At 73.2% G+C, this 21560-nt stretch carries 24 protein-coding genes; 12 read left to right on the top strand and 12 right to left on the bottom strand.

The window, feature by feature from the left end; translation table 11 throughout:
• Positions 1–3: 3 nt before the first annotated feature.
• Genes B0I33_RS12125 through B0I33_RS12115 form a run of 3 tightly spaced genes read right to left on the bottom strand, consistent with a single transcriptional unit; the run spans position 4 to position 3643 of the window.
• A complete protein-coding gene (locus B0I33_RS12125) occupies positions 4–945 on the bottom strand; it encodes a carbohydrate ABC transporter permease (protein ID WP_106178707.1) in 942 nt (313 codons plus the stop codon).
• Positions 942–2222 carry an ABC transporter substrate-binding protein gene (locus B0I33_RS12120; protein ID WP_106178706.1) on the bottom strand — a complete coding sequence of 427 codons (1281 nt, stop codon included), beginning with the start codon at positions 2220–2222 and terminating at the stop codon, positions 942–944. Before B0I33_RS12120 ends, B0I33_RS12125 begins: the two co-directional genes overlap by 4 nt.
• 17 nt (positions 2223–2239) lie before the next feature.
• Positions 2240–3643: a carbohydrate-binding protein gene (locus B0I33_RS12115; protein WP_106178705.1), complete on the bottom strand. Its 1404-nt coding sequence runs from the start codon at positions 3641–3643 to the stop codon at positions 2240–2242.
• 143 nt (positions 3644–3786) lie between these two features.
• On the opposite strand from B0I33_RS12115, the gene B0I33_RS12110 reads away from it, so the two are divergent.
• Positions 3787–4143, top strand: coding sequence for an MmcQ/YjbR family DNA-binding protein (locus tag B0I33_RS12110; protein ID WP_106178930.1), 357 nt, complete (start codon positions 3787–3789; stop codon positions 4141–4143).
• A gap of 59 nt (positions 4144–4202) precedes the next feature.
• Here the strand turns inward: B0I33_RS12110 and B0I33_RS12105 are convergent, their stop codons facing one another.
• The 4 genes from B0I33_RS12105 to B0I33_RS12090 all read right to left on the bottom strand — a co-directional run bounded on the left by B0I33_RS12105 (position 4203) and on the right by B0I33_RS12090 (position 7054).
• The gene (locus tag B0I33_RS12105) at positions 4203–4571 is read right to left on the bottom strand and encodes a nuclear transport factor 2 family protein (RefSeq protein ID WP_106178704.1); all 369 of its coding nucleotides are present in this window, start codon (positions 4569–4571) and stop codon (positions 4203–4205) included.
• Complete coding sequence (locus B0I33_RS12100; protein ID WP_146147485.1) at positions 4568–5401, bottom strand: DUF1684 domain-containing protein; 834 nt, start codon at positions 5399–5401, stop codon at positions 4568–4570. Before B0I33_RS12100 ends, B0I33_RS12105 begins: the two co-directional genes overlap by 4 nt.
• An 89-nt stretch (positions 5402–5490) precedes the next feature.
• Positions 5491–6357 carry a class I SAM-dependent methyltransferase gene (locus B0I33_RS12095; RefSeq protein WP_106178702.1) on the bottom strand — a complete coding sequence of 289 codons (867 nt, stop codon included), beginning with the start codon at positions 6355–6357 and terminating at the stop codon, positions 5491–5493.
• A 106-nt stretch (positions 6358–6463) separates the two neighbouring features.
• Complete coding sequence (locus B0I33_RS12090) at positions 6464–7054, bottom strand: helix-turn-helix domain-containing protein (protein ID WP_181193259.1); 591 nt, start codon at positions 7052–7054, stop codon at positions 6464–6466.
• A gap of 83 nt (positions 7055–7137) precedes the next feature.
• On the opposite strand from B0I33_RS12090, the gene B0I33_RS12085 reads away from it, so the two are divergent.
• From B0I33_RS12085 to B0I33_RS12055, 7 genes are all read left to right on the top strand, one after another.
• Positions 7138–8163 (top strand): NAD(P)/FAD-dependent oxidoreductase, encoded by a 1026-nt coding sequence (locus B0I33_RS12085; RefSeq protein ID WP_106178701.1) that lies wholly within the window; start codon positions 7138–7140, stop codon positions 8161–8163.
• 104 nt (positions 8164–8267) lie between these two features.
• Positions 8268–9860, top strand: a complete 1593-nt coding sequence (locus tag B0I33_RS12080) for an MFS transporter (RefSeq protein ID WP_106178700.1) — start codon at positions 8268–8270, stop codon at positions 9858–9860.
• A gap of 352 nt (positions 9861–10212) precedes the next feature.
• Positions 10213–11025, top strand: a complete 813-nt coding sequence (gene folP / locus B0I33_RS12075) for a dihydropteroate synthase (RefSeq protein WP_106178928.1) — start codon at positions 10213–10215, stop codon at positions 11023–11025.
• A 44-nt stretch (positions 11026–11069) separates the two neighbouring features.
• Positions 11070–11513, top strand: a complete 444-nt coding sequence (locus tag B0I33_RS12070; protein WP_219927178.1) for an SgcJ/EcaC family oxidoreductase — start codon at positions 11070–11072, stop codon at positions 11511–11513.
• Positions 11514–11630: 117 nt separating this feature from the next.
• Positions 11631–13457, top strand: coding sequence for a transketolase (locus tag B0I33_RS12065; RefSeq protein ID WP_106178699.1), 1827 nt, complete (start codon positions 11631–11633; stop codon positions 13455–13457).
• Positions 13458–13494: 37 nt separating this feature from the next.
• Positions 13495–13929, top strand: a complete 435-nt coding sequence (locus tag B0I33_RS12060) for an SRPBCC family protein (protein WP_106178698.1) — start codon at positions 13495–13497, stop codon at positions 13927–13929.
• Between the two features lie 19 nt (positions 13930–13948).
• Positions 13949–15016, top strand: a complete 1068-nt coding sequence (locus tag B0I33_RS12055; RefSeq protein ID WP_181193258.1) for an NAD-dependent epimerase/dehydratase family protein — start codon at positions 13949–13951, stop codon at positions 15014–15016.
• A gap of 16 nt (positions 15017–15032) precedes the next feature.
• On the opposite strand, the gene B0I33_RS12050 is transcribed toward B0I33_RS12055, so the two are convergent.
• A complete protein-coding gene (locus B0I33_RS12050) occupies positions 15033–16220 on the bottom strand; it encodes a site-2 protease family protein (protein ID WP_106178697.1) in 1188 nt (395 codons plus the stop codon).
• A gap of 123 nt (positions 16221–16343) precedes the next feature.
• Here B0I33_RS12050 and B0I33_RS12045 point away from each other — a divergent pair, with 123 nt between their 5' ends.
• Together B0I33_RS12045 and B0I33_RS12040 are read left to right on the top strand one after the other, a co-directional pair.
• Positions 16344–16568: a Rho termination factor N-terminal domain-containing protein gene (locus B0I33_RS12045; protein ID WP_106178696.1), complete on the top strand. Its 225-nt coding sequence runs from the start codon at positions 16344–16346 to the stop codon at positions 16566–16568.
• Positions 16565–16834 (top strand): hypothetical protein, encoded by a 270-nt coding sequence (locus B0I33_RS12040; protein WP_106178695.1) that lies wholly within the window; start codon positions 16565–16567, stop codon positions 16832–16834. Before B0I33_RS12045 ends, B0I33_RS12040 begins: the two co-directional genes overlap by 4 nt.
• 29 nt (positions 16835–16863) lie before the next feature.
• On the opposite strand, the gene B0I33_RS12035 is transcribed toward B0I33_RS12040, so the two are convergent.
• On the bottom strand, positions 16864–17181 hold the full coding sequence (locus B0I33_RS12035; protein ID WP_106178694.1) for a DUF2795 domain-containing protein: 318 nt from the start codon (positions 17179–17181) through the stop codon (positions 16864–16866).
• A 96-nt stretch (positions 17182–17277) separates the two neighbouring features.
• Positions 17278–18618, bottom strand: coding sequence for an aminotransferase-like domain-containing protein (locus B0I33_RS12030; RefSeq protein WP_106178693.1), 1341 nt, complete (start codon positions 18616–18618; stop codon positions 17278–17280).
• Positions 18619–18718: 100 nt separating this feature from the next.
• On the opposite strand from B0I33_RS12030, the gene B0I33_RS12025 reads away from it, so the two are divergent.
• Together B0I33_RS12025 and B0I33_RS12020 are read left to right on the top strand one after the other, a co-directional pair.
• On the top strand, positions 18719–19528 hold the full coding sequence (locus B0I33_RS12025) for an alpha/beta fold hydrolase (RefSeq protein WP_219927177.1): 810 nt from the start codon (positions 18719–18721) through the stop codon (positions 19526–19528).
• Positions 19525–20358: a PaaX family transcriptional regulator gene (locus tag B0I33_RS12020; RefSeq protein WP_106178692.1), complete on the top strand. Its 834-nt coding sequence runs from the start codon at positions 19525–19527 to the stop codon at positions 20356–20358. The genes B0I33_RS12025 and B0I33_RS12020 overlap by 4 nt, the downstream gene beginning before the upstream one ends.
• A 32-nt stretch (positions 20359–20390) precedes the next feature.
• Here B0I33_RS12020 and B0I33_RS12015 read toward each other — a convergent pair whose 3' ends face one another.
• Together B0I33_RS12015 and B0I33_RS12010 are read right to left on the bottom strand one after the other, a co-directional pair.
• Positions 20391–20786, bottom strand: a complete 396-nt coding sequence (locus tag B0I33_RS12015) for a RidA family protein (RefSeq protein WP_106178924.1) — start codon at positions 20784–20786, stop codon at positions 20391–20393.
• The gene (locus B0I33_RS12010; protein ID WP_106178923.1) at positions 20786–21541 is read right to left on the bottom strand and encodes an SDR family NAD(P)-dependent oxidoreductase; all 756 of its coding nucleotides are present in this window, start codon (positions 21539–21541) and stop codon (positions 20786–20788) included. Before B0I33_RS12010 ends, B0I33_RS12015 begins: the two co-directional genes overlap by 1 nt.
• Positions 21542–21560 lie beyond the last annotated feature (19 nt).

Raw genomic sequence — 21560 nt, 5'->3', positions numbered from 1 at the left:
CCCTCACTCGGCCGACCTGATCCGGCGCGCCAGCAGGAAGTTGACCAGGGCGATGACCACGGTGATCAGGAACAGCGTCCAGGCGATCGCCGCGCCGTAGCCGTATCGCCCGTTGGCCCAGAACTGCTGGTACAGGTACAGCACCGCGGTCTGGAACTGGCGCTCGCTGCCACCGTTGTTGTTCTGGGTGGTGTCGAACAGGTACGGCTCGGCGAACAGCTGCAGCGCGCCGATCGTCGACACGATGACGGTGAAGATGATGGTCGGGCGCAGGCTCGGGATGGTGATGTGCCAGAACTGCCGCCACCGGCTCGCGCCGTCGATCGCCGCCGACTCGTAGAGCTCGTACGGGATCGTCTGCATCGCGGCCAGGTAGATCAGCGCGTTGTAGCCGGTCCAGTGCCAGGTCACCATGACCGACACCGCGAACCAGGAGGCGAGGGTGCTCGCCCGCCAGTCGATCGGCGTGCCTCCGGTGAACGGCTGGAGCAGCCAGTTCAGCAGGCCGAAGTCGCGGGCGAAGATCTGGTTGAAGATCAGCGCCGCGGCGGCGATCGACGTGATGTAGGGGACGAGCACGCCCATCCGGAAGAACAGCCTGCCCCGCAGGCGGTAGTTCAGCAGGTGCGCGATGCCCAGCGCCAGCAGCAGCTGCGGAACGGTGGACAGCAGGCCGATGCCGAACGTGTTGACCAGCGCCGTGTGGAAGTTGGTGTCGGAGAGCAGGTCGGCGTAGTTGCCCAGGCCGACCGAGGCGTCCTCGCTGCCCGGCTGCCGCGGGCTCCACGCCGTGGTCGACAGCAGCGCCGTGTACGCGAGCGGCAGCAGGCCGAACACGCCGAACAACGCGAAGAACGGCGTGACGTAGAGATAAGGTGCGCCCTTGAGGTCGAACCGGTGGAGCCGGGCCCTCGCCGAGGGCCCGGCCTGCCGCCGGGTGCTCATCCGGCGCCCGCCGCGGCCCGGATGTCGTGCATCGCCTGCTGCCACGCCTCGTCCGGCGGGGTGCCCTGCTCAACGCTGTTGAGCTTGTCGGCGAAGGTCTTGCCGATCACCGCGCTCTGCGGGCCCGATATCTGGACGGGTGCGTCGGCGAGGGACGCCGGGAAGATCTCACCCGCGGGCGCGTCGTTGAAGAACGGCGACGAGAACTCCGCCACCTCCGGGTCGTCCCAGGTGGTGCGCTGGCTGGGGAAGTTGCCGATCTCCTGGAAGATCGTGATGCTCTGTTCGGGAGCGGTCAGCCACTTGGCGAGCTTCACCGCCTCCTCGACGTGCTCGCCCTGCGCGGGCACCGTGACGTACGAGCCGCCCCAGTTGCCCGACCCGCCGGGCACGGTCGCGATGTCCCACTTGCCCTTGGTCTCGGGCGCGTTGCCCTGGATGTAGCCCATCATCCAGGCCGGGCAGGTGACCGTGGCGAACTGGCCCCGCTGGAAGCCGGTGTTCCACTCCGGGGAGAACTCCGGCAGTGCGGCCGACTGGCCGGACCGGATGGCCTGGACGGTGAGGTCCCACGCCGCGCGCACCGCCGGGTTGCTCTCCACGATGAGCTCCCCGGACCGGTCGTAGAAGGTCCGCTCCTCGTTGCCGAGGATGCCGGTGAAGACGTGGCCGCCGGAGTCGAACCACTTCACTCCGTCGGGCGCCCGTTCGAGGAACCGGTCGCCGGTCTCGACGTAGTCCCGCCAGGTGGGCCACAGCTCGCTGACCTCGTCGCGGTCGACGGGCAGCCCGGCCTGCTCGAACAGATCGGTCCGGTAGCACATGGCCAGCCCGCCCACGTCGGTCGGCAGGCCGATCAGCGCGCTCCGGTCCGGAGTGGACGCCTGCTGGACGATCGCGTCGGTCCACTGTCCCGGATCGACGCCCCGGTCGAGGAAGTCGACGAACCTGTCGTGCTGGCCGACGAAGCCGGCGACCTGCCCGACCTCGATCAGCTCCAGGTCGGCCGTCCCGCTGCCCGCGGTCAGCCGGGCCTGCAGGTTCTGGTGGTGCGTGCTGAAGTCACTGCGGTTCTCCACGATCTCGACGCCGGGGTTGAGCCGTTCGTACTCGTCGTAGATCGACCGGTTGTCCGGCAGCGAGAAGCTGTCCCCGTAGACGTTGATGGTCAGCGTCGTGGTCCCGTCGGTGGATTCGCCCTGGCCACCACCGCAGGCCGCGAGCACCAGTGCGCTCGCGGCCAGCGTGGCGGTGAGGACGTGCCTCGTTCCGCGCATGCGTTTCTCGCTCCCGTTCAGTGGGTGAAGGTGAACCGGTCGACGTTGACGAAGTCGGCCGGCTGGCCACTGCTGAACGTCAGGTAGACATCGTGCACGCCGGTGACCCCGCTGATGTTGGTGGGCACGTCGCGCCAGCTCTGCCAGCCACCGGTGTTGGCGATGGCGAAGCTGCCGACCGGTGCGCTGGCGAGGTCGTCCAGCCGGACCTCCACCAGCCCGCTGACGCCGCTGCCCGCGCCGGAGGCGACCCTGGCGACGAACTGCCGCGCGGGTGTGCTGCCGAAGTCGATGTCGTCGTACCGCGCCCAGTCGCCGTTCGCGGCCCATCCGAGGTAGCCGTCGCTCACCTGCAGTCCGGACTGTGCCTGGAAGTTCTCCGCCTGGTGGGTCGTGTAGGCATCACCGCCACCGCCGGGCGGCGGTTCGGTCTGCCCGTCGCCGCCGCGGGTCCACACCGCGACGTAGTCGACGACCATCGAGTGACCGGGCACGGTCGCGGCGGTGGGCGTCGCGAAGCCGGCCACACCGTCCGGGAAGGCGCCGCCCATCGCGACGTTGAGCAGGATGAAGTAGCCGGCGTGCGAGGTCATCTGGTTCCACGTGTCCGCGGGCAGCTGGTCCTGGCGCACGGTGTGGTACTGCTGCCCGTCGACGTACCAGCGGAGCTCCTGCGGAGAACTGCTGGTGTCCCACTCGAACCGGTAGGTGTGGAACGCCGACTGGCAACTCGCACCGGGGCAGGTGCGGCTGGCGCTGATGCCGTCGTGCTCGTTGCAGGGGCCGCCCGGAGCGACTCCACAGTGGAGTACGCCCCACACGCGGTTCATGCCGTTGACGTTCTCCATGATGTCGAACTCGCCGATTCCCGGCCAGTTCCAGTAGTTGCCGCGATAGGGCGACCCGAGCGCCCAGAACGCGGGCCAGTAGCCGAGCGCCGCGTCTCCGGTGACGTTCGGCAGCTGCAGTCTGCTCTCGATCCGCAGCACGCCGCCGTCGGGCGGCCGGAAGTCGCCACGCCGCGTCTCGATGCGGGCCGACGTCCAGTTCCCGGCGCTGTCGCGGCGCGGGGTGATCCGCAGATTGCCCGAGCCGTCGAGGCCGATGTTCGCCGGGTCGTCGGTGTAGCGCTGGATCTCGCCGGTCCCCCAGTTGGCGGGTCCACCGGGATAGCTGTGCCCGAGGTCGATCATCCAGTCCGCGGAGGAGGGCGGCGATCCGGCGGGACCGTCGAAGTCGTCACTCCAGACCGGGGTCCAGCCGGGGTCGGGCGGCGGTACCGACGCCGCGACGGTGCCCGAGGGGAAGGCGGCGGTGGCGATCGCCGCGGCGACGGTCGCGGCCGCCGCCGCGAACCGGGCGCGGAGGGAGCGCCGGGGCCGAGCGGTGTGCGCGGGTGGGTGCGGGGGAGGGATGGGCATGGTGGTGACCTCCTTGTCACGCCCAGGCCGTACAGGAAATTTTCCTGTACTATATGGAAGCGCTCTCACGCGGTCAATGCCCGTTTCGCCCGCGGGTGACCACGCTCGCCCGGATGTCGGTGTGCCGCGCGACAATGACCGCCATGGGTGTGTCGAGCGGTCAGTTCCTGCGGATGGTGCACAGCCTGGCCGAGGTCACGCACGCCGAGGGAAGGGACTACACGTCGTTCAGCGTGTGCGGCAAGCGGTTCGGCTACCACTGGCCACGGACCCGGACGGCCGGGCTGAAGCAGACGCTGTCCGAGCAGGCCGCGCTGGTCGCCGAGCGGCCGGAGGTGTTCGAGGTGCAGTTCACCGCGGGCGGGTTCGGCTGGGTGGTCGTCCACCTGCCCCGCATCGACGCCGACGAGCTCACCGAGCTGCTCTACGAGGCGTGGCGGCTCTCGGCACCCGAAGCCCTGCTCGAGCGGCACCCGTTCCGGCCCGGACAGCACAGCTAGCTCACCGAGGGGCGGGCAGGAGGAGGCTCGGCTGCGCGGACCGGTGGGATGCCGCTTGCTCAGGTGGCCTCGCCGCGGGGCAGGCTGGCGTACTCCTCGATGCGGGTGATGCGACCGCCCTCGAAGCGGAAGTACACGGCGGCGTCGACCCGGAAGAGCGCTCCGTCCTTCATGACCACGTTGACCACGTGTTGCTGGAGGACTTCGCCCGGCTGGGCGAACTGCCGGGTGATGTCGTAGCGCATCGACCGAATGGGCTCGATCTGCGCTTTCATGCCGGAGATGTTCTCCTCGATCGTCGAGTCGCCCTTTCCGTCGTTGTGCCAGACGGTGGCCCGCTCGGAGCACATCGCTCGCGCCTCGGCCCACTCCCTGTTCTCCAGGTGGCGGAGGTAGGCGATGGCCCTGTCTTTGAGGTCCTGGCTCATCGTGACACGTCCTTCCGCACGAGAGCGCGTTCCCCTGCCTCGACGCGCAGGGGCAGGTGGTTGCCGGGAGGCGAGAGAGGGCAGGTGAAGACGGCCGGGGCCAGGTGGTGGTGCGAGAGGGTTGCCCGGTTGAAGTCGACCGTCAGGGTGCTGCCGGGCTCCAGGAGGGGCAGGACCAGCCAGCGGCCGATGTCGGGTGTCCCGGTTCCGTTGGTCTCGTCGGTGAAGACCACGAGCCGCTGCCCCGGCATGTCTTCGAGCACGGACAGCACGTACCCGGCGCCGTCGATGGTGACGGCGAGGTCGACGGGCGCCAGGATGGCTTCCGTGCTGCGGGGGGTCGTCAGGCGATCCACTTCGATCCGGCGGCCCTCCGGAGCCGCTCGATACTCCCCCGCGAAGACCCAGTCCGGGTGGTAGGGGTAGGTGTCGATCCCGCTGAGGCCCGACCGTGCGAGAGCGCCGTGGTCCATGACGACCACCCCGTAGAACCCGTCCGCGCCTCCCGCGAAGCCCACGCGTCCCCCGGGGAACTCCAGCGTGCCGCCGGAGGGCACCTCGGCGGTTCCGCGCACCGCCTCGCCGTTGACCGTCACGCCGTCGGCGGCGGCCGCCGACACCGTCAGGGTGCCCGCCGCGGAGATGCGCCACTGTCCGGGAACGCCGGGGATGACGTGGGTGTCCCGGCCGCTCACCCTGCCGTTGGCGACCACCTTGCCCTTGCCGTGGGGGCCGGCGATCTCTTCCCACCTGGCCTCGCGCCATGCCTGGTAGGCGGCGGGCACGTGGTTCGCTGCCCGCTGGCGGGCAGGAACGTGATCCGTGTTCATGAGATGCCCTGTTTCTTCTCTGTCGTGGTGCGAGCGCTGTCCGCCGGGCGGTCGCGGCGCTGTTTCCGGGTATGGCCGCGGGTCCGGGCTCAGCCGCGGCGTGCGGCCCAGACGCTGCGTTCGGTGCGTACCGCGAGGTCGTCGCGGCGCAGGATGCTGTGCGGGCCGTCCGTGTCGAGGAGCTCATCCAGCGCGGCGAGATCCTCGGTCGTGAGCTCATCGGCGACGGCGCCGCGCATCCGCCGCAGGGCGCTGAGCGCGTACCGGCCGACCGACCCGGAGCCGGACTGTCCGATGTGGACAGTGATCGTCCGTTCGCCTTCGAGCGTGAATCCGGCTGCGGTCAGCTTGGCGCCCCAGTCGGCTCCCCGGTGCGGCAGGTGCTCGGCGTGGCGACGCTCGCTCGCGGCGTGGCAGCGCAGCTCCAGACCGGGGCGGAACTCCGGGGCGTCATCGGGCAGGAACCGGGGGAAGCCGCCGAGTTCGACGACGGCGAACAGCCCGCCGGGGCGGAGCGTGCCGCGCACCTGGCGGAGGATGCGGTCGGGGTCGGCCAGGTGATGCAGGGATGCCGACGCCCACACCAGGTCGGGCTCGCCCAGACCCGGCCACGTCGAGTCGAGGTCGGCCTGGAGGGTGCGCACGCGGTCGGCCACCCCGTGTTCGTGGGCCTTCTCCCGTAGGCGGCGCAGATGGTCGGCCGAGGAGTCGACGGCCGTGACGTGTGCCTCGGGGAAGCCGGCGAGCAGGGCGAACGTCCCGGCACCGGTACCGCACCCCAGGTCCACGATCTGGCGGGGGCTCGCCGCGAGGGGCAGCCACGCGGTGATGGACGCGGTGTGGTCGGCGAGGACCTCCGCGTCGAGCTCCAGGATCTCCGCCTGGCCCTCCAGATCGCTGGGGTGCCCGTGCCGGTGGGTCGGGGAACCGTCATGGTCCCGCGCGGTGGATGTCATGACGGCGACGGTAGGCCGCCCATGCGCCAGATGCACAGAACCTTGCGCAAAAGGCAAGACGGAGGAGGTCCGGGCTGCCGGCCACGCACGTGACCACGGCCCGGGGTCATGGTCGGTCCTCGTCCGGCCGGGCGGTGCGGTCGGACTGGTGCCCCCGGCGGGCCTCGCGGTCGAAGATGCCCAGGATCTCGCACGGTCCGCCCGCGGTGCCGATCGCGTGCGGGAGCATGGTCGGGAACTCGGCGGCCTGGTTGGTCTCCACGCGGAGGCGGCGGTGGCCCAGCATCAGGATGGCGGTGCCGGAGAGCACGACGAGCCACTCCCGGCCCGGGTGCGCACGCATGCTGGCGGGATTGTCCGGTGGCGGGCTCGTCATGCGCTGGCGCATGACGGTCATCCCGGGCTCCGACTTGATCGGCCACCGCAGCAAGCCGTGGCTGCCGTCGATCATCGGGCTGACGATCACGTCGTCGGTGTCCGTCTCGACCAGCTGATCCAGCGAGGTGTCCAGGGCCCGGGCCAGGGTGACGAGCTGGTCGAGGGCAAGGCGACGCCGGCCGTTCTCGATCCGGCTGAGTGACGACGGGCTCAGCCTCGCGCGGGTGGCCAGCTCCTCCAGCGACCAGCCCTGCGCCACCCGTAGCGCGCGGATGCGTTTGCGTACCAGGCCGTCCAAGCCGTCCTCTTCTTGCGTCATAGGCACGATCGTATGCCAAAACCGCAAACTGTGCTTACCGTCGTGGTGTAGCCGACGTGCCCCGTGATGAAGGAGCCACCGCCATGCCGGAAACCAGGACGGACCCACTGCCGGAGGACACCGTCGACGTCGTGGTGATCGGCGGTGGCGCGGCAGGCCTGAACGGCGCGCTCGTGCTCGCCCGCTCCCGCCGCTCGGTCGTCGTGATCGACAGCGGCAGTCCCCGCAACGCCCCGGCCGAGGGAGTGCACGGCCCGCTCGGCCTGGACGGCACGCCGCCCGCGGAGCTGCTGCGCCGGGGCCGGGAGGAGGTGCGCCGCTACGGCGGGCGGGTCGTGACCGGCGAGGTGGTCTCCGCCGCGCCTGCCGCGCCGTCGGCCGACGGCGATCCGCGGTTCGCCGTATCCCTGGCCAGTGGGGGCGCCCCCGCGGATGAGGGCGGGGGCGGCGGCCTCGTGCGGGCGCGCCGGGTGCTGGTCGCCACCGGACTGCGCGACGTGCTCCCCGACATTCCCGGCCTGGCCCCGCACTGGGGCCGCGGCGTGGTCCACTGCCCGTACTGCCACGGCTGGGAGGTCCGCGACGAGCCGATCGGTGTGCTGGCCGCGGGCCCGGCCTCGGTCCACCAGGCGCTGCTGTTCCGCCAGCTGACCGAGGACCTGGTGTACTTCGCCCACGGCACCGGTCTGGACGAGGACACCCGTGCCCGGTTCACCGCCCGCGGCGTTCGCGTCGTCGACACCCCGGTCGCCGAGGTCCGGTCCGACGGGAACGGCATCACCGGCGTGCTGCTGACCGACGGGCACGTCGTGGCGCGCCGGGTCCTCGCCGTCGTCACCACGACGCTGGCTCGCGCCGGCGGGCTCGACGGCCTGGGGTTGCCGACGGAGGACCTGCCCGGCGGTATGGGCCGCCGCTTCGTCACGGGCATGGCGGGCACCACCGAGGTGCCGGGGGTGTGGGTGGCGGGCAACGCCACCGACCTGACCGCCCAGGTCGGCGCCTCCGCCGCGGCCGGAGCCCTCGCCGGCGCCCACATGAACGCCCACCTCGCCACCGCGGACACCAACGCCGCCCTCGCCGCCGCGTCCAGCGGCACCCACCGCTGACGCGCCGCACCCCACGGCGGCCCCACACCCGGCCCGGCGGTCCACGCCCCGCCGCGGCGCGCCTCACTCCGGCGTGGATCTTCTCCGCCTTGTGGAAGGACATCATGAGCACGAACCGGCCACCACGGACGCCCGCCGGCCCGAGTGACTCCGTCGGCGCCGTGGTCTCGGACGCCCGCCAACGCCGCTCGATCCTCATCGCGGTCTCCATCGCGTTGATGGCGGTGATCGCCTCGGTCACCGGGCTGAACGTCGCCCAGCCGGACCTCGCCGTCGACTTCGACGCCTCCCAGAGCACGGTGTTGTGGATCATCAACGTCTACGTCCTCAGCCTGGCCGCGCTGCTGCTGCCGCTCGGCGCGGTCGGCGACCGATGGGGGCGCAAACCCGTGCTCCTCGCGGGCCTGACGGTCTTCGGCGTCGCGAACGTGGTCGCGGGCCTCGCCCCCTCGGCCGGGGTCATGCTCGCGGCACGCGTGCTCAGCGGGGTGGGCGCGGCGATGATCATGCCCGTCACGCTCGCCGTCATCACCTCGAGCTTCCCGGAGCAGGAACGCGGCCGCGCGATCGGCGTGTGGACCGGCGTCGCCGGGGGCGGCGGACTACTGGGCATGTTCCTCTCCGCCGTCCTCATCGACGTGGCCAACTGGCGTTACCTGTTCGTTCTGCCCCTCGCGCTCGTCGTTGCCGCGCTCGCGACGGCGTGGCGCTCGGTGCCCGACTCGCGCGAGGCGTCACCACACTCCTTCGACACGGTCGGCTCGCTGGCGTCCCTCGTCGCCGTGGTCGGGCTCATCTTCTTCCTGCACGAAGGCCCGGAGAAGGGCTGGGCGGCGCCGGGCACCGTCGTCAGCCTGCTCACCGGGATCGCCGGCACCGTCGGCTTCGTGGCGTGGGAGCTTCGCCACCGCGCCCCGCTGCTGGACGTCCGCCTCTTCCGTGAGCGCGGCCTGGCCAGTGGCTCCGTGGCGCTCCTGGCGGTCTTCGGGGTCCAGGCAGGAGTCTCCGTCGTCCTCTACCCGTTCTTCCAGACCGTCTTCGGCTGGTCGGGCCTGCGGTCCACGGCGGCCCTGCTGCCCATGGCCGGGCTGATGATGATCACCTCCGGTGTCGCGCCCCGGTTGGCCGAGCGGGTCGGAGCGCGCGCGACCATGGTGGCAGGGATCCTCCTGACCGCCGCGGGCCTGGCCCTGTTGGCGACTCTCGTCTCCGTCGACGGTGGCTACCTCGCGGTCCTGCCCGGCATGATCGCCATGGGAACCGGTATGGGCCTGTCGATGCCGCCCGCCACCGCCGCCATCACCAGCGCTCTGCCCCGGGAACGGCAAGGCGTGGCCTCCGCGCTCAACGACGTCACCCGCGAGTTCGGCACCGCGCTCGGCGTCGCGCTGCTCGGAGCGCTGCTCTCGGCCGGCTACCGCAGCGCCATCACCCCCAGGCTCGACGGGATCCCCGCCGGCACCGCCGACGCCGCACGCGAAGGCATCGCCAACGCCCTCGAAGCCGCCCACGGCCCGGGCGCGCGGGCACTGGTCCGAGCCGCACGGGAATCCTTCGTCGACGGCTGGCAAACCGCCATGTGGGCCGGAGTCGCCATCATGGCGGTCCTCGTGGTCGGTCTCCTCGCCCGCGGGCCGAGGAATCCGGCACCCACCGCCGAACACGGCACCGGGGCGTCCGAGACCGTCGCCTCATGACACCTCGTCGCGAACGCCGGCACCCACCCGCCGCGGGCACGGCGAGTCACGCCGGCCGGACCGCCGCGTCGGCCAGCGTCCGGGTGAGCGGCGGCTGGTCGACGCGGCGTCCCGCGTCCCCGAGCGCCGCCGGGCCGCGGGGCGGCCGACGGCGCCGGCCCGCACGCCTGGTGTCCGCCGCCACCCGGCCCTCGTGCCCGGGTTTCCGGTCGCGGGGTGGCACGGCGCCCCGGGCGCCCGCGTATCGTCGGCTGACGTGAGCGTGCCCGAGAAGCCGGCGCCCGTGCCGACGACCGCTGCCGTGGAGCTGGAGTTCCGCGGCCGCCCGGTGCGGCGCGACAGCGCGCTCGTCATGGCGATCGTCAACCGCACCCCCGACTCGTTCTACGACCGGGGCGCCACCTACGCCTTCGACCAGGCGCTCGCGGCGGTCGACACCGCGGTGGCCGAGGGGGCGGACATCGTCGATGTCGGTGGCGTCAAGGCGGGTCCGGGATCCGACGTCGACGTCGCCGAGGAGATCCGGCGGGTCGTCCCCTTCGTCGCCGCCGTGCGCGCGCGGCACCCGGACCTGGTGATCAGCGTCGACACGTGGCGTGCCGAGGTCGGCAGGCAGGCGTGCGCGGAGGGCGCCGACCTGATCAACGACACGTGGCAGGCGGCCGATCCCCACCTCGCCGAGGTGGCCGCCGAGTTCGGGGCAGGGTACGTGTGCTCGCACACCGGTGGCGCGGTCCCGCGCACGCGCCCGCACCGCGTCCACTACGCCGACGTCGTCGCCGACGTGGTGCGGGAGGTCACGGAGAAGGCCGCGCGGCTGGTGACGCTCGGCGTCCCCCGCGAGGGCATCCTCGTCGATCCCACGCACGACTTCGGCAAGAACACCTGGCACGGGCTGGAGCTGCTGCGCCGGGTCAGGGAGCTGACCTCGGGCGAGTGGCCCGTCCTCATGGCACTGTCCAACAAGGACTTCATCGGGGAGACGCTCGGCGCCGCGCTGCGCGACCGGGTCGACGGCACCCTCGCGGCCACGGCGGTCGCCGCGTGGGAGGGCGCGGCGGTGTTCCGCGCGCACGAGGTGCGCCGCACCCGCCAGGTGCTCGACATGGTCGCCAGCATCCGCGGCACCCGTCCCCCGGCGGAGTGTGTCCGCGGCCTCGCCTGACGAACCCTTGACCTCCAGTATGGTCGAGGTCGCAGGCTGGTCCCGTGACCGAAACCAGTACCGTGGCACCGGTGGTCGGGGACACCGCGGCCGGGCACGACGCCGACATCGCCGCGATCGAACGGATCATCGCCGACACCGAGCGCGCGTTCAACACCAACGACGCGGAACTCCTCACCGCGCACTTCGCCCGCAACGCCTCGGTGGTCAACGCGGCCGGGATGCGGACCACCGGGCGGGACGAGCTGTTGCGGGTCAGCCGGGAGGGGCTGGCCGGGCCGCTGCGCGACCAGTACGCCCGCTATGAGCTGCTGGACGTCCTGTTCGTCCGGCCCGACGTCGCCCTCGCCCACAAGGGCGCGCGGGCGATCACCGCGGACGGCGAGCCGCTGGACGTCGAGCACGCCATGCTCGCGTTGTACGTGCTGGTCAAGGAGCGGGACCGGTGGTGGGTGGTGGCCAGGCAGAACACCATCGTGCCCGGGTGAGGGGCCCGGCCGCGGCGTCCCGGAACGCGGCACCCGCCGTGCGGAACGCGGCACTCGCGCGCGGGAGCGGGGGCTCGCGGGGTGTGAGCGGCGCCCGCACCGGGTAGCCGGAAGCGCATGGACGACTTGGCGGAACTGGGCCAGCAGTTGCGGGTCGACGCCGTCCGGGCCGCCGCGGCCGCCGGGTCGGGGCACCCGACGTCGTCGATGTCCGCCGCCGACCTCATGGCGGTGCTGCTGGCGAGATACCTGCGCTACGACTTCGACACCACGCAGCATCCCGGCAACGACCACCTGATCTTCTCGAAGGGACACGCCTCACCGCTGCTGTACGCGATGCTCGTCGCCGCGGACGCGATCTCCGACGAGGAGCTGCTGACCTTCCGCGAAGCGGAGAGCAGGCTGGAGGGGCACCCCACCCCGCAGCTGCCGGGGGTGGACGTCGCCACCGGGTCGCTCGGGCAGGGGCTGCCGATCGGCACCGGGCTCGCGCTCGCGGGCAGGCGGCTCGACGAGATCGACTACCGCGTGTGGGTGCTGTGCGGCGACAGCGAGCTCGCGGAAGGCTCCATGTGGGAGGCGTTCGAGCACGCCGGCCACGCCGGGCTGGACAACCTGATCGCCGTCGTGGACGTCAACCGGCTCGGGCAGCGCGGCCCGACCCGGCACGGCTGGGACACCGCCGCGTACGCGCGGCGGATCGGCGCGTTCGGGTGGCACACGGTCGAGATCGACGGGCACGACATCGACGAGATCGACCGGGCCTACGCGGAGGCGCTCGCCACCGCGGGCAGGCCGACCGCGATCCTCGCGCGCACCCGCAAGGGCCGGGGCGTCGAGTCCGTCGAGGACCAGGAGGGCAAGCACGGCAAGCCGCTGCCCGACACCGACGAGGCGGTCGCCGAGCTCGGTGGCCGCCGGTACGCCCGCGTCCGCGTCGCCGACCCGCTGCCCGCGCCGGAACGGATGCCGCTCGACACCACGTCGCTGAAGCTCAGCACCTACGAGCCGGGCACCGAGGTCGCCACGCGCACCGCGTTCGGCGAGACCCTGGCCGCCCTCGGTGACGCCAGGTCCGACGTCGTCGTGCTCGACGGGGAGGTCTCCGACTCCACCCGCACCCGGTACTTCGCGCAGGCCCATCCCGACCGGTTCTTCCAGTGCTACATCGCCGAGCAGCAACTGGTCGCCGCGGCGGTCGGGATGCAGGTGCGCGGCTGGATCCCCTACGTGTCCACGTTCGCCGCGTTCCTCAGCCGCGCCCACGACTTCGTGCGCATGGCGGCCGTGAGCGGGGCCGACCTGCGCGTCAACGGCTCCCACGCCGGGGTGTCCATCGGCCCCGACGGGCCGTCCCAGATGGGCCTGGAGGACCTCGCCGCCTACCGCGCGCTGTGGCGCAGCACCGTGCTGTACCCGTGCGACGCCAACCAGACCGCGCACCTCACGGCGGCGCTGGCCGACCTGTCCGGGATCAGCTACCTGCGCACCACCCGCGGCGACACGCCCGTCCTGTACTCCCCGGAGGAGACGTTCCCGATCGGCGGCAGCAAGGTGCTGCGCTCCTCCCCCGACGACCAGGTCACGATCGTCGCCGCGGGGATCACGGTGTTCGAGGCGCTGACCGCCGCCGACCGGCTCGCCGACGCGGGCATCGCGGCGCGGGTGATCGACCTGTACTCGGTCAAGCCGGTCGACACCGCCACCCTGCACCAGGCCGCGGCGGACACCGGCCGCATCGTCACGGTCGAGGACCACTGGCCGCAGGGCGGTCTCGGCGACGCGGTGCTCGACGCCTTCGTGGGCGCCGTGGAGCCGCCGCTGTTCGCGAAGCTCGGGGTGCTGGCGCTGCCGGGCTCGGCCACCCCGGCCGAGCAGCTGTGGCACGCGGGGATCGACGCGGACGCCGTCGCCGACGCGGCGACCGCGCTCGCCGCGCAGTAGCACGCATACCCGGCCGCCAGCTGGGTACCTGCGGGGCATGGCCGAATTCGAACACCAGCGGGACATCGCCGCGGCGCCGCGTGCCGTCTTCGACGTGGCGACGGACCTGCGCACGATCGACAGCTGGTCGCCCGACGGCGTGCAGATCGAGGAGTCGGACGCGACCCCCGGCGAGCTGCGCGCCTGGGTGTCCAGCGGTAGCGAGGTCTACGACGCCGAGGGTTACGTCAACGTCGACGCCGCCGAGCTCCGCCTGGAGTGGGGCAGCAACGACAGCGCGCGCTACGAGGGCTGGCTGCAGGTCGAGCCGGGATCCCGGGGCGACCTGCACAGCGTCGCCACGCTGCACATCACGTTCGGCGGGAAGCAGCCGGAGACGCTCGGTGGCGAGTTCTCGGAGGAGGTCGACCGCAGGATCGAGGAGTCGCTGGACCGGCTGGCGGCCCTCGTCGCGGAACGGACGGGCGCGTAACGAGCCGGAGGGAACCGTGATGAGCAACGGAATCCGCGTCGTCGTCACCGGGGCGACGGGCAACATCGGGACCAGCGTGGTGGAAGCGCTCAGCGAGGACGCGCGGGTGGACTCGATCGTCGGGCTCGCCCGCAGGCGGCCCGCGTGGTCGGTGCCCAAGCTGGACATGGTCGAGGCGGACCTGCCCGACGTCCCCGACGAGCGGCTGGACGAGCTGTTCGACGGCGCCGACGCCGTCATCCACCTGGCGTGGCTGTTCCAGCCGACCCACGATCCCGTGACGACGTGGCGGTCGAACGTGCTCGGCGCCGTCAAGGTGTTCGACGCCGTGGCGCGGTGCGAGGTGCCCGCGCTGGTGTACTCGTCGTCGGTCGGCGCCTACTCCCCCGGCCCGAAGGACCGCAGGGTGGACGAGCGCTGGCCGACGCACGGCTGGCCCGCGGCCGCGTACACCAGGGAGAAGGCGTACCTTGAACGCGTGCTCGACGCCTTCACCAGGGCGAACCCGCAGACCCGGGTCGCGCGCCTGCGCCCCGGCTTCGTCTTCAAGCGGGAGGCGGCCCAGGAGCAGCGGCGGCTGTTCGCGGGCCCGTTCGTACCGGGTTCGCTGGTCCGTCCCGGGGTGGTACCGGTCGTGCCCGACCTGCCGGGACTGCGCATGCAGGCCGTGCACTCGGCCGACATCGGGGAGGCGTTCCGGCTGGCCGCCGTCAACCCAGTGCGCGGCGCGTTCAACCTGGCCGCCGAGCCGGTGGTGGACGCGAGCCTGCTGGCGGAGCTGCTGCGGGCGCGGACGGTGCCGATGCCCGCGTTCGTGGCGCGCGCGGCCCTCACCGCCGCGTGGCGGCTGCACGCGGTGCCCGCCTCCCCCGAGCTGTTCGACGCCGTGCTGCGGCTGCCGCTGATGGACACCACGCGGGCGAGAACGGACCTGGCGTGGACGCCGCGGCACACCGCGGCCGAGGCGCTCGCCGAGTTCTTCACCGGCCTCCGGGAGAACGCGGGCGCGTCGACCCCGCCACTGGCCGGGTCGACGCCCGGCCGCCGCCTGCACGAGGTGGCGACGGGCGTCGGCAGCAGGCCCTGACCCGCACGGCGGCCGGCTACACCCGGCGCTCGGGCCGCGCGTAGGGCGAGGTGGTGACGTCGGCCCCGCCCCGCGACCACCCGGTGTCGAGGCCGCGGAGCGTGACGAGCCTGCTGATGTCGCTGGGCGAGACGATGCCGACGAGGTTCCCCTCGGAGAACACGAGGGCCCTGCCGTCCGCGCAGCCACCGAGCCGCTCCAGCAGGTCGGAGACCGGCTCGTCCGGCTCCGCCATCGCGATCTCGCCGGGCGGGCAGGCGACCTCGCGCAGTGGTGTCGTCTCGCGCCGGTCCGGGGGCACCTGCTTGAGCCGGTTGAGGGTGATCAGCCCCTGCAGCCTGCCCGCCTGGTCCAGCAGCGGGAACGCGGAGTGCCGCCGCGCCAGCGCGACGTCGCGCAGGAAGTCGGCCACGGTGCTCTCGCCGTCGGTGGTGTCCGGATCCGGGGTCATGACGTCGCGCACGCGGACCCCCGCGACGGCGGACCCGAACTCGGCCTGCCGCTCCTCCGCGCTCGCCATGCTGGTGATGAACAGGCCGATCAGGATCCACCACAGGCCGTCGCCGAATCCCGCGAACAGCAGCCGCCACGCGCCCAGGAAGATCAGGAAAAGGCCGAAGCCCCGTCCCGCGCGGGCGCTCCAGATCGCCGCGCGCGTCCGGTCGCCCCGCCACTTCCACAGCGCGGCGCGCAGGATGCGCCCGCCGTCCAGCGGTGCGGCGGGCACGAGGTTGAACACCGCCAGCACCACGTTGACGGCCGCGAGGTAACCGGCGATGGCGGACACGAGGTCCGGTGCGTCGGCGAGCACCAGCAGCCCCGTGACGAGCGCGAAGAAGACGGCGACGGCCACGCTCGTCAGCGGGCCCGCCGCGGCGATCCGCAGCTCCGCGCCCGGCGTGCGCGCCTCGCCCCGCAGCCGCGCGACACCGCCGAGCAGCCACAGCGTGATGCCCTCGACGGGGATGTCGTTGCGCCGCGCGACGATCGCGTGCGAGACCTCGTGCGCGAGCAGCGAGCCGAGGAACAGCACCGCTCCCACGAGCGCCGCGAACACGTAGACGTACCACGGGTAGCCGGGCAGCAGCTGGGGCCACCGGGCGAAGCCGAGTGCCACGACGAGGATCGCGAGGATCCCCAGCACGCTCCAGTGGACGCCGACCTGAACGCCGCCGATGCGCCCGAGTTTGATCGTCGGTGTCATGGAGAGAAAGCCTTCCGTCGACTGATCGTCGGCTACCCCGCACGGGAAGCGGCAAACCGGACGGGCGGTTAGGCCCCCGCGCCGGCGGCTACCCGACCATCGACCACGACGAAGGGACCTGCGATGGTGCGGCGGAATCTGCACGAGATGACGATGGCCGAGCTCGCCGAGGAAGCCCGGCGCGTGGGCATTCCGAGCGTCGAGCACATGAGCACGGAGGAGATCGTGGAGGCGATCGAGCAGCAACGCGAGGCCAACGACCTGCTTCCGGCCGACGGGGACGACCACGCCTCCGGGCAGGAGAGCAGCATGCCTCCCGGCTGGGAGAACTTCCGGGGGTCGTCGTGAGCGCGCCGCGGCCGGGCTCCGACCGTCCCGGTGGGAACGCGCCCGCGGGCGGCTACGGCCGGTCCACGGTCGCGTACGCGCTGGAGGCGGGTCCGTGGCGCAGCTGGGACGAGCTGCTGCAGTGGCTGCGGGGAGACGGGCTCAGCGCGCCCGGCCTGACCCCGGACGAGCTGCGCGGGCTGCGGCAGGACGCCGAGCGGGCCTGCGCGCGGGGCGCCCCGTTCAGCGACGACCTCGACCGCGTGTGGGCCGAGCTTCGCCGCTGAACGGCGCTGAACGGCGCCACGCGCCGGGGTCAGCTTCCCCGGTTCTCGCCCAGTTCCTCGACGATCGGGTGTTCCGGGACGTCCTTCTCCTGCTGGCTCAGCCCCGGCTTGGCGTGCCGCCTGCGCCGCTCACCGGTCTCCGCGTCGGGCGGGCCGGGATCGAAAGGCACGGACTGCTCCACCTCGTCCAGGCTGGCGTACTCGACCGGCGGGATCGAGTTCAGGGCCCGGATCGTGTCACCGTCCGCACCCGCCTGTTCCGCGTCCCGGACGAGGTCGTCCTTCTGCGCCGGGAAGTCGGCATCGGACAGCGCGGTGCGGAGCCGCTCCACATCGGTCGTCGCCATCGTGTGTCACCTCCGCCCACGCGGCTACCCGGCCTGCCCCGGGGCGAAACCGGTCCACAGTGGACTTTCCGGCTTCCCGGCGCACGGAAGCCGTCCTCAGCCGGGTTCCTCGTCGTGCGGCTCGGCGCGGGCCAGCCCGGCGAGCGTGCGCAGTGCCGACGCCAGGGTGGCCGGTGGGGGCGTGGCCAGTGCCAGCCGCACCGCGTTCGGCGCCCGCCCGCTCCCGACGGCGAAGGCCCCGGCGGGGGTGACGGCGATCCCGCGCCGGGCCGCGGCGGCGACGAACGTCTCGGCGCGCCAGGGCCCGGGCAGCTCCCACCAGCAGTGGTACGCCCCCGGGTCGCCGCGGACGGCGAACCCGGCGAGGTGGTCGCGCACGATCTCCTGCCGTAACGCGGCGTCCTGCCGCTTGTCCTGTTGCACCGCGGTGGCCGCGCCCTCGCCGATCCAGCGGGTCGCGACGGCCACGGCGAACCCGGCCGGCGTCCACGCGCCCGACCGCATCGCGGTGGCGACGCGGTCGGCCAGCGCCCCGGAGGCGACCGCGAAGCCCAGCGTGAGCCCCGGGGTCAGCCGTTTCGACAGGCTGTCGACGAGCACGGTGCGCTCGGGCGCGTGGGCGGCCAACGGGGTTTCCTCGCGCAGGAACGAGTAGACACAGTCCTCCACCGCGGGCAGGTCCAGTGCGCGCAGGGTCGCCGCGAGCTCCGCCCGCCGCGCGGCGGACATTGTCGTGCCGAGCGGGTTGTGCAGGGTCGGCTGGACGTAGACGGCCCGCACCGGGGTGGCCCGGTGTGCCGCGGCCAGCGCACCGGGCACCAGCCCTTCGGCGTCGGTCTCGACGGGCACGAGGCCGACGCCGAGCCGCGCGGCGATGCCCTTGACGAGCGGGTAGGTCAGCGCCTCCACCGCCAGCCGCCCGCCCGAGGGCACCAGCGCGGCGAGCGCCGCCGCGATCGCCTGCCTGCCGTTGCCCGCGACCAGGATCCGCTCGGGTTCGGGCACCCAGTCCGCCTTGGCCAGCAGGCCGGCCGCCGCCGCACGCAGCCCCGGAGTGCCGGTGACGCCGACCGGGTGCAGCGCCGCCGCGAGCGCGTCGGGCCCGCCGAGCGCGCTCACCGCGGCCGCGAGCCGCCCGGCCTGCGCGGACGGCGCGGGCACGACCAGCTCGAGGTCCACCCTGGCCGTGCCCGGCTCGGCGAGCGCGGGTTCCGGTCCCGGTTCGCCCGCGCGCACGAACGTGCCTCGGCCGACCTCGCCGACGACGAGCCCTCTCCGCACCAGCTCGCGGTACACGCGGGCCGCGGTCGAGTCCGCGATGCCGTGCCGCCGCGCGAAGCGGCGCTGCGGCGGCAACCGCTGGCCGGGCGCCAGCCGCCCCGCCGCGATCTCGGCGGCGATCGCGTCGGCGATCGCCCGGTAGTCCCCCGCGGCCACCCTGCCTCCCTGATTGCACCGAGTGCAATGTTTCTATTGCACCGAGATAGTGCTCCGGATAGCGTCGTGGTGTCAACAGGCGACGAGGGCGGGAGCGGCGATGTTCGCGGAGGTCAACGGAATCCGGATGGGCTACGACGACGAGGGGGAGGGCGACGTGCTCGTGCTCGTGCACGGCCACCCGTTCGACCGGTCGATGTGGCGGCCGCAGGCCGAGCATCTCGGCGGTGCCGGGTTCCGGGTGATCGCCCCGGACCTGCGGGGCTACGGCGAGTCGACGGTGGTACCCGGCACGACGCCGCTGGAGACGTTCGCGCGCGACATCACCGCCCTGCTCGACCACCTCGGCGTCGACCGGTTCCTGCTGGGCGGGCTGTCGATGGGCGGCCAGATCGTCCTCGAACTGCACCGCCTGTTCGCCGGGCGGATCCGGGCGCTCGTGCTCGCCGACACCTCCGCTCCGGCCGAGACAGCCGAGGGCAAGGTCGCGCGCCGCGTCCTGGCGGACCGGCTGCTGCGCGAGGGGATGGACCCGTACGCGGCGGAGGTGCTGCCGAAGATGGTGGCCCCGCACAACATCCGGGCACTGCCCGCCGTCGCCGACCACGTGCTCGGGATGATGCGGGCCACGTCACCCGAGGGTGCCGCCGCCGCGTTGCGCGGGCGCGCCGAGCGCCCGGACTACGTGGCGATGCTGGGCCGCGTCACCGTGCCCACGCTGGTGGTGGTCGGCACCGAGGACGAGTTCACCCCGGTCGAGGTGGCCGAGTTCACGCACCGGCACGTGCCCGGCTCCCGGCTGGCGGTGATCGAGGGGGCGGCCCACCTGCCGAACCTGGAGCGGCCCGCCGAGTTCAACCGCGTGCTCGGTGAGTTCCTCGGCCGGGCCGTTGCTACCGTGGCCGCGTGACGGCCGTAACGGAAACGCGGGTCGCGGCGCCGCCGGGACAGCTGATCGTCACCGTGTACGGCCGCTACGGCCGCGACCGGGGCGGCTGGTTGCCGGTGGCCGCGCTGATCGACCTGCTCGGGCTGCTCGGGGTGGACGAGCCCGCCGTGCGCTCGTCGATCTCCCGCCTCAAGCGGCGCGGCCTGCTGCTGCCCGAGCGGCGTGGCGGCGCCGCGGGGTACGCGCTGACCGGCGACGCGCTGGCCATCCTGCGGGAGGGCGACGAGCGCATCTTCCGGCGCGGGCGGGCGGGCGTGGCCGACGGCTGGATCCTCGCGGTGTTCTCGGTGCCGGAGAGCGAACGGCACCACCGGCACGTGCTGCGCTCGCGGCTGACCCGGCTCGGCTTCGGCACGGCCGCGCCCGGCGTGTGGATCGCGCCCGCGCACCTGCGCGAGCCGACGGTGGCGGTTCTGGGCGAGCTCGGCCTCGCGGGGTACGTGGAGCTGTTCCGCGCCGACCACCTGGCCTTCGGCGACCTGGCCGAGAAGGTGCGCACGTGGTGGGATCTCGACGAGCTGCGGCGGCACTACGCCGACTTCCTCGGCACGCACGGTCCCCTCCTGCGGACCTGGCGGCGGCGCCGGGCGCCGCGCCCGGCCGCGGCGTTCGCCGACTACGTCCGGATGCTCACCGACTGGCGGCGCCTGCCCTACCTCGACCCGGGACTGCCCGCCGAACTGCTGCCCGCGGACTGGATCGGCGCCCGCGCCGCGGACCTCTTCTTCGAGCTGCGGGAACGCCTCGAAGCCGAGGCCGCGGCACACGTCGCCGACGTGGTGGACTCGTGAGTGTTCTCCGTGGTTAGAACCACGGAGAACACTCACGAGGGCACGGCGGCGACCCCCTGCACCTCGACCAGCGCCTCGGGGTCCCAGAGCCGGCTGACGCCGACCGCGGCCATCGCCGGGTACCGCCGCCCGGCGAGCTTCCGCCAGACGGCACCGAGCTCCCGCGCCCGCGCGCGGTAGTCGCCGAGGTCCACCGCGTACACGGTGAGGCTCACCAGGTGTTCCGGTTCCCCGCCTGCCGCGCGCAGGGCCGTGAGCAGGTTGCCCAGCGCGCGCTCGAACTGCTCCACCACGCCGTCCCCCACGACGCGGCCCCCCGCGTCGAGCGCGGTCTGTCCCGCGAGGAACACGATCCGGCCCCGGTCGACCGCCACGGCGTGCGCGAACCCGGATGGCGGCGCCAGACCGTCCGGGTCGATCCGCTCGATCACGACTGCACCCCTCCCCCGTCCACGGTGATGCCCTGCCCGGTGATCGCGGCGCTGCGCACGCACAGGTCGACCGCGTCCGCCACCTCCTCGGGAGTCACCAGCCGGTGGATCGGCTGCTTGCGCTCCAGCGCCGCGCGCGCCTCGGCCGTCGTGCGCCCGGTTCGTTCCGCGATGAACGCGACGGTCGCGTCGGTCATCGGGGTGTCGACGTAGCCGGGACAGACGGCGTTGACGGTGACGCCGGTGCGCGCCAGCTCACTCGCGGCCGAGCGGACGAGTCCCAGCACGCCGTGCTTGCTCGCGGTGTAGGCACTGACGTAGGGCTCACCGCGTTTCGCGGCCACCGAGGCCAGCACCACGACACGGCCCCAGCCGCGCTCCACCATCCCCGGCACGGCGCGGCGCAGGCAGCGGAACGGCGCCGTGAGGTTCAGCGCGAGCATCCGGTCCCATTCGGCGTCGGTCACCTCGGCCAGCGGCGCGGAGCCGCCCGCCCCCGCGCACGCCACCAGCACCTCGACCGGACCCCACTCGCGCTCCACCGCGGTGAACACGTCGTCGACAGCGCCGTCGGCGGTGACGTCGGCGGGCAGGACGAGCGTCGGCGCGGTCAGGGCGGCCGCGACGGCCGCCAGCTCGTCCCGGCTCCTCGCCGTGACCGCCACGCGGTGCCCGCCCCGCGCCAGCATGGCCGCGACGGCGCTGCCGATACCGCGGCCGGCACCGGTCACCAGGCAGTTGCGCACGGGCACGCGGCCAGCGTGCCACAGC

Source organism: Prauserella shujinwangii (genome assembly GCF_003001955.1).
Taxonomy (GTDB): domain Bacteria; phylum Actinomycetota; class Actinomycetes; order Mycobacteriales; family Pseudonocardiaceae; genus Qaidamihabitans; species Qaidamihabitans shujinwangii.
This window is presented reverse-complemented; position numbering and strand designations above follow the sequence as displayed.

Coding starts and splice junctions, on each gene's coding strand:
- B0I33_RS12085 (WP_106178701.1), top strand. CDS start 7,138: ATGCCGGAAACCAGGACGGACCCACTGCCGGAGGACACCGTCGACGTC.
- B0I33_RS12065 (WP_106178699.1), top strand. CDS start 11,631: ATGGACGACTTGGCGGAACTGGGCCAGCAGTTGCGGGTCGACGCCGTC.
- B0I33_RS12025 (WP_219927177.1), top strand. CDS start 18,719: ATGTTCGCGGAGGTCAACGGAATCCGGATGGGCTACGACGACGAGGGG.
- B0I33_RS12105 (WP_106178704.1), bottom strand. CDS start 4,571: ATGAGCCAGGACCTCAAAGACAGGGCCATCGCCTACCTCCGCCACCTG.
- B0I33_RS12120 (WP_106178706.1), bottom strand. CDS start 2,222: ATGCGCGGAACGAGGCACGTCCTCACCGCCACGCTGGCCGCGAGCGCA.
- B0I33_RS12060 (WP_106178698.1), top strand. CDS start 13,495: ATGGCCGAATTCGAACACCAGCGGGACATCGCCGCGGCGCCGCGTGCC.
- B0I33_RS12125 (WP_106178707.1), bottom strand. CDS start 945: ATGAGCACCCGGCGGCAGGCCGGGCCCTCGGCGAGGGCCCGGCTCCAC.
- B0I33_RS12050 (WP_106178697.1), bottom strand. CDS start 16,220: ATGACACCGACGATCAAACTCGGGCGCATCGGCGGCGTTCAGGTCGGC.
- B0I33_RS12035 (WP_106178694.1), bottom strand. CDS start 17,181: ATGGCGACGACCGATGTGGAGCGGCTCCGCACCGCGCTGTCCGATGCC.
- B0I33_RS12110 (WP_106178930.1), top strand. CDS start 3,787: ATGGGTGTGTCGAGCGGTCAGTTCCTGCGGATGGTGCACAGCCTGGCC.
- folP (WP_106178928.1), top strand. CDS start 10,213: ATGGCGATCGTCAACCGCACCCCCGACTCGTTCTACGACCGGGGCGCC.
- B0I33_RS12080 (WP_106178700.1), top strand. CDS start 8,268: ATGAGCACGAACCGGCCACCACGGACGCCCGCCGGCCCGAGTGACTCC.
- B0I33_RS12090 (WP_181193259.1), bottom strand. CDS start 7,054: ATGACGCAAGAAGAGGACGGCTTGGACGGCCTGGTACGCAAACGCATC.
- B0I33_RS12045 (WP_106178696.1), top strand. CDS start 16,344: ATGGTGCGGCGGAATCTGCACGAGATGACGATGGCCGAGCTCGCCGAG.
- B0I33_RS12055 (WP_181193258.1), top strand. CDS start 13,949: ATGAGCAACGGAATCCGCGTCGTCGTCACCGGGGCGACGGGCAACATC.
- B0I33_RS12100 (WP_146147485.1), bottom strand. CDS start 5,401: ATGAACACGGATCACGTTCCTGCCCGCCAGCGGGCAGCGAACCACGTG.
- B0I33_RS12115 (WP_106178705.1), bottom strand. CDS start 3,643: ATGCCCATCCCTCCCCCGCACCCACCCGCGCACACCGCTCGGCCCCGG.
- B0I33_RS12095 (WP_106178702.1), bottom strand. CDS start 6,357: ATGACATCCACCGCGCGGGACCATGACGGTTCCCCGACCCACCGGCAC.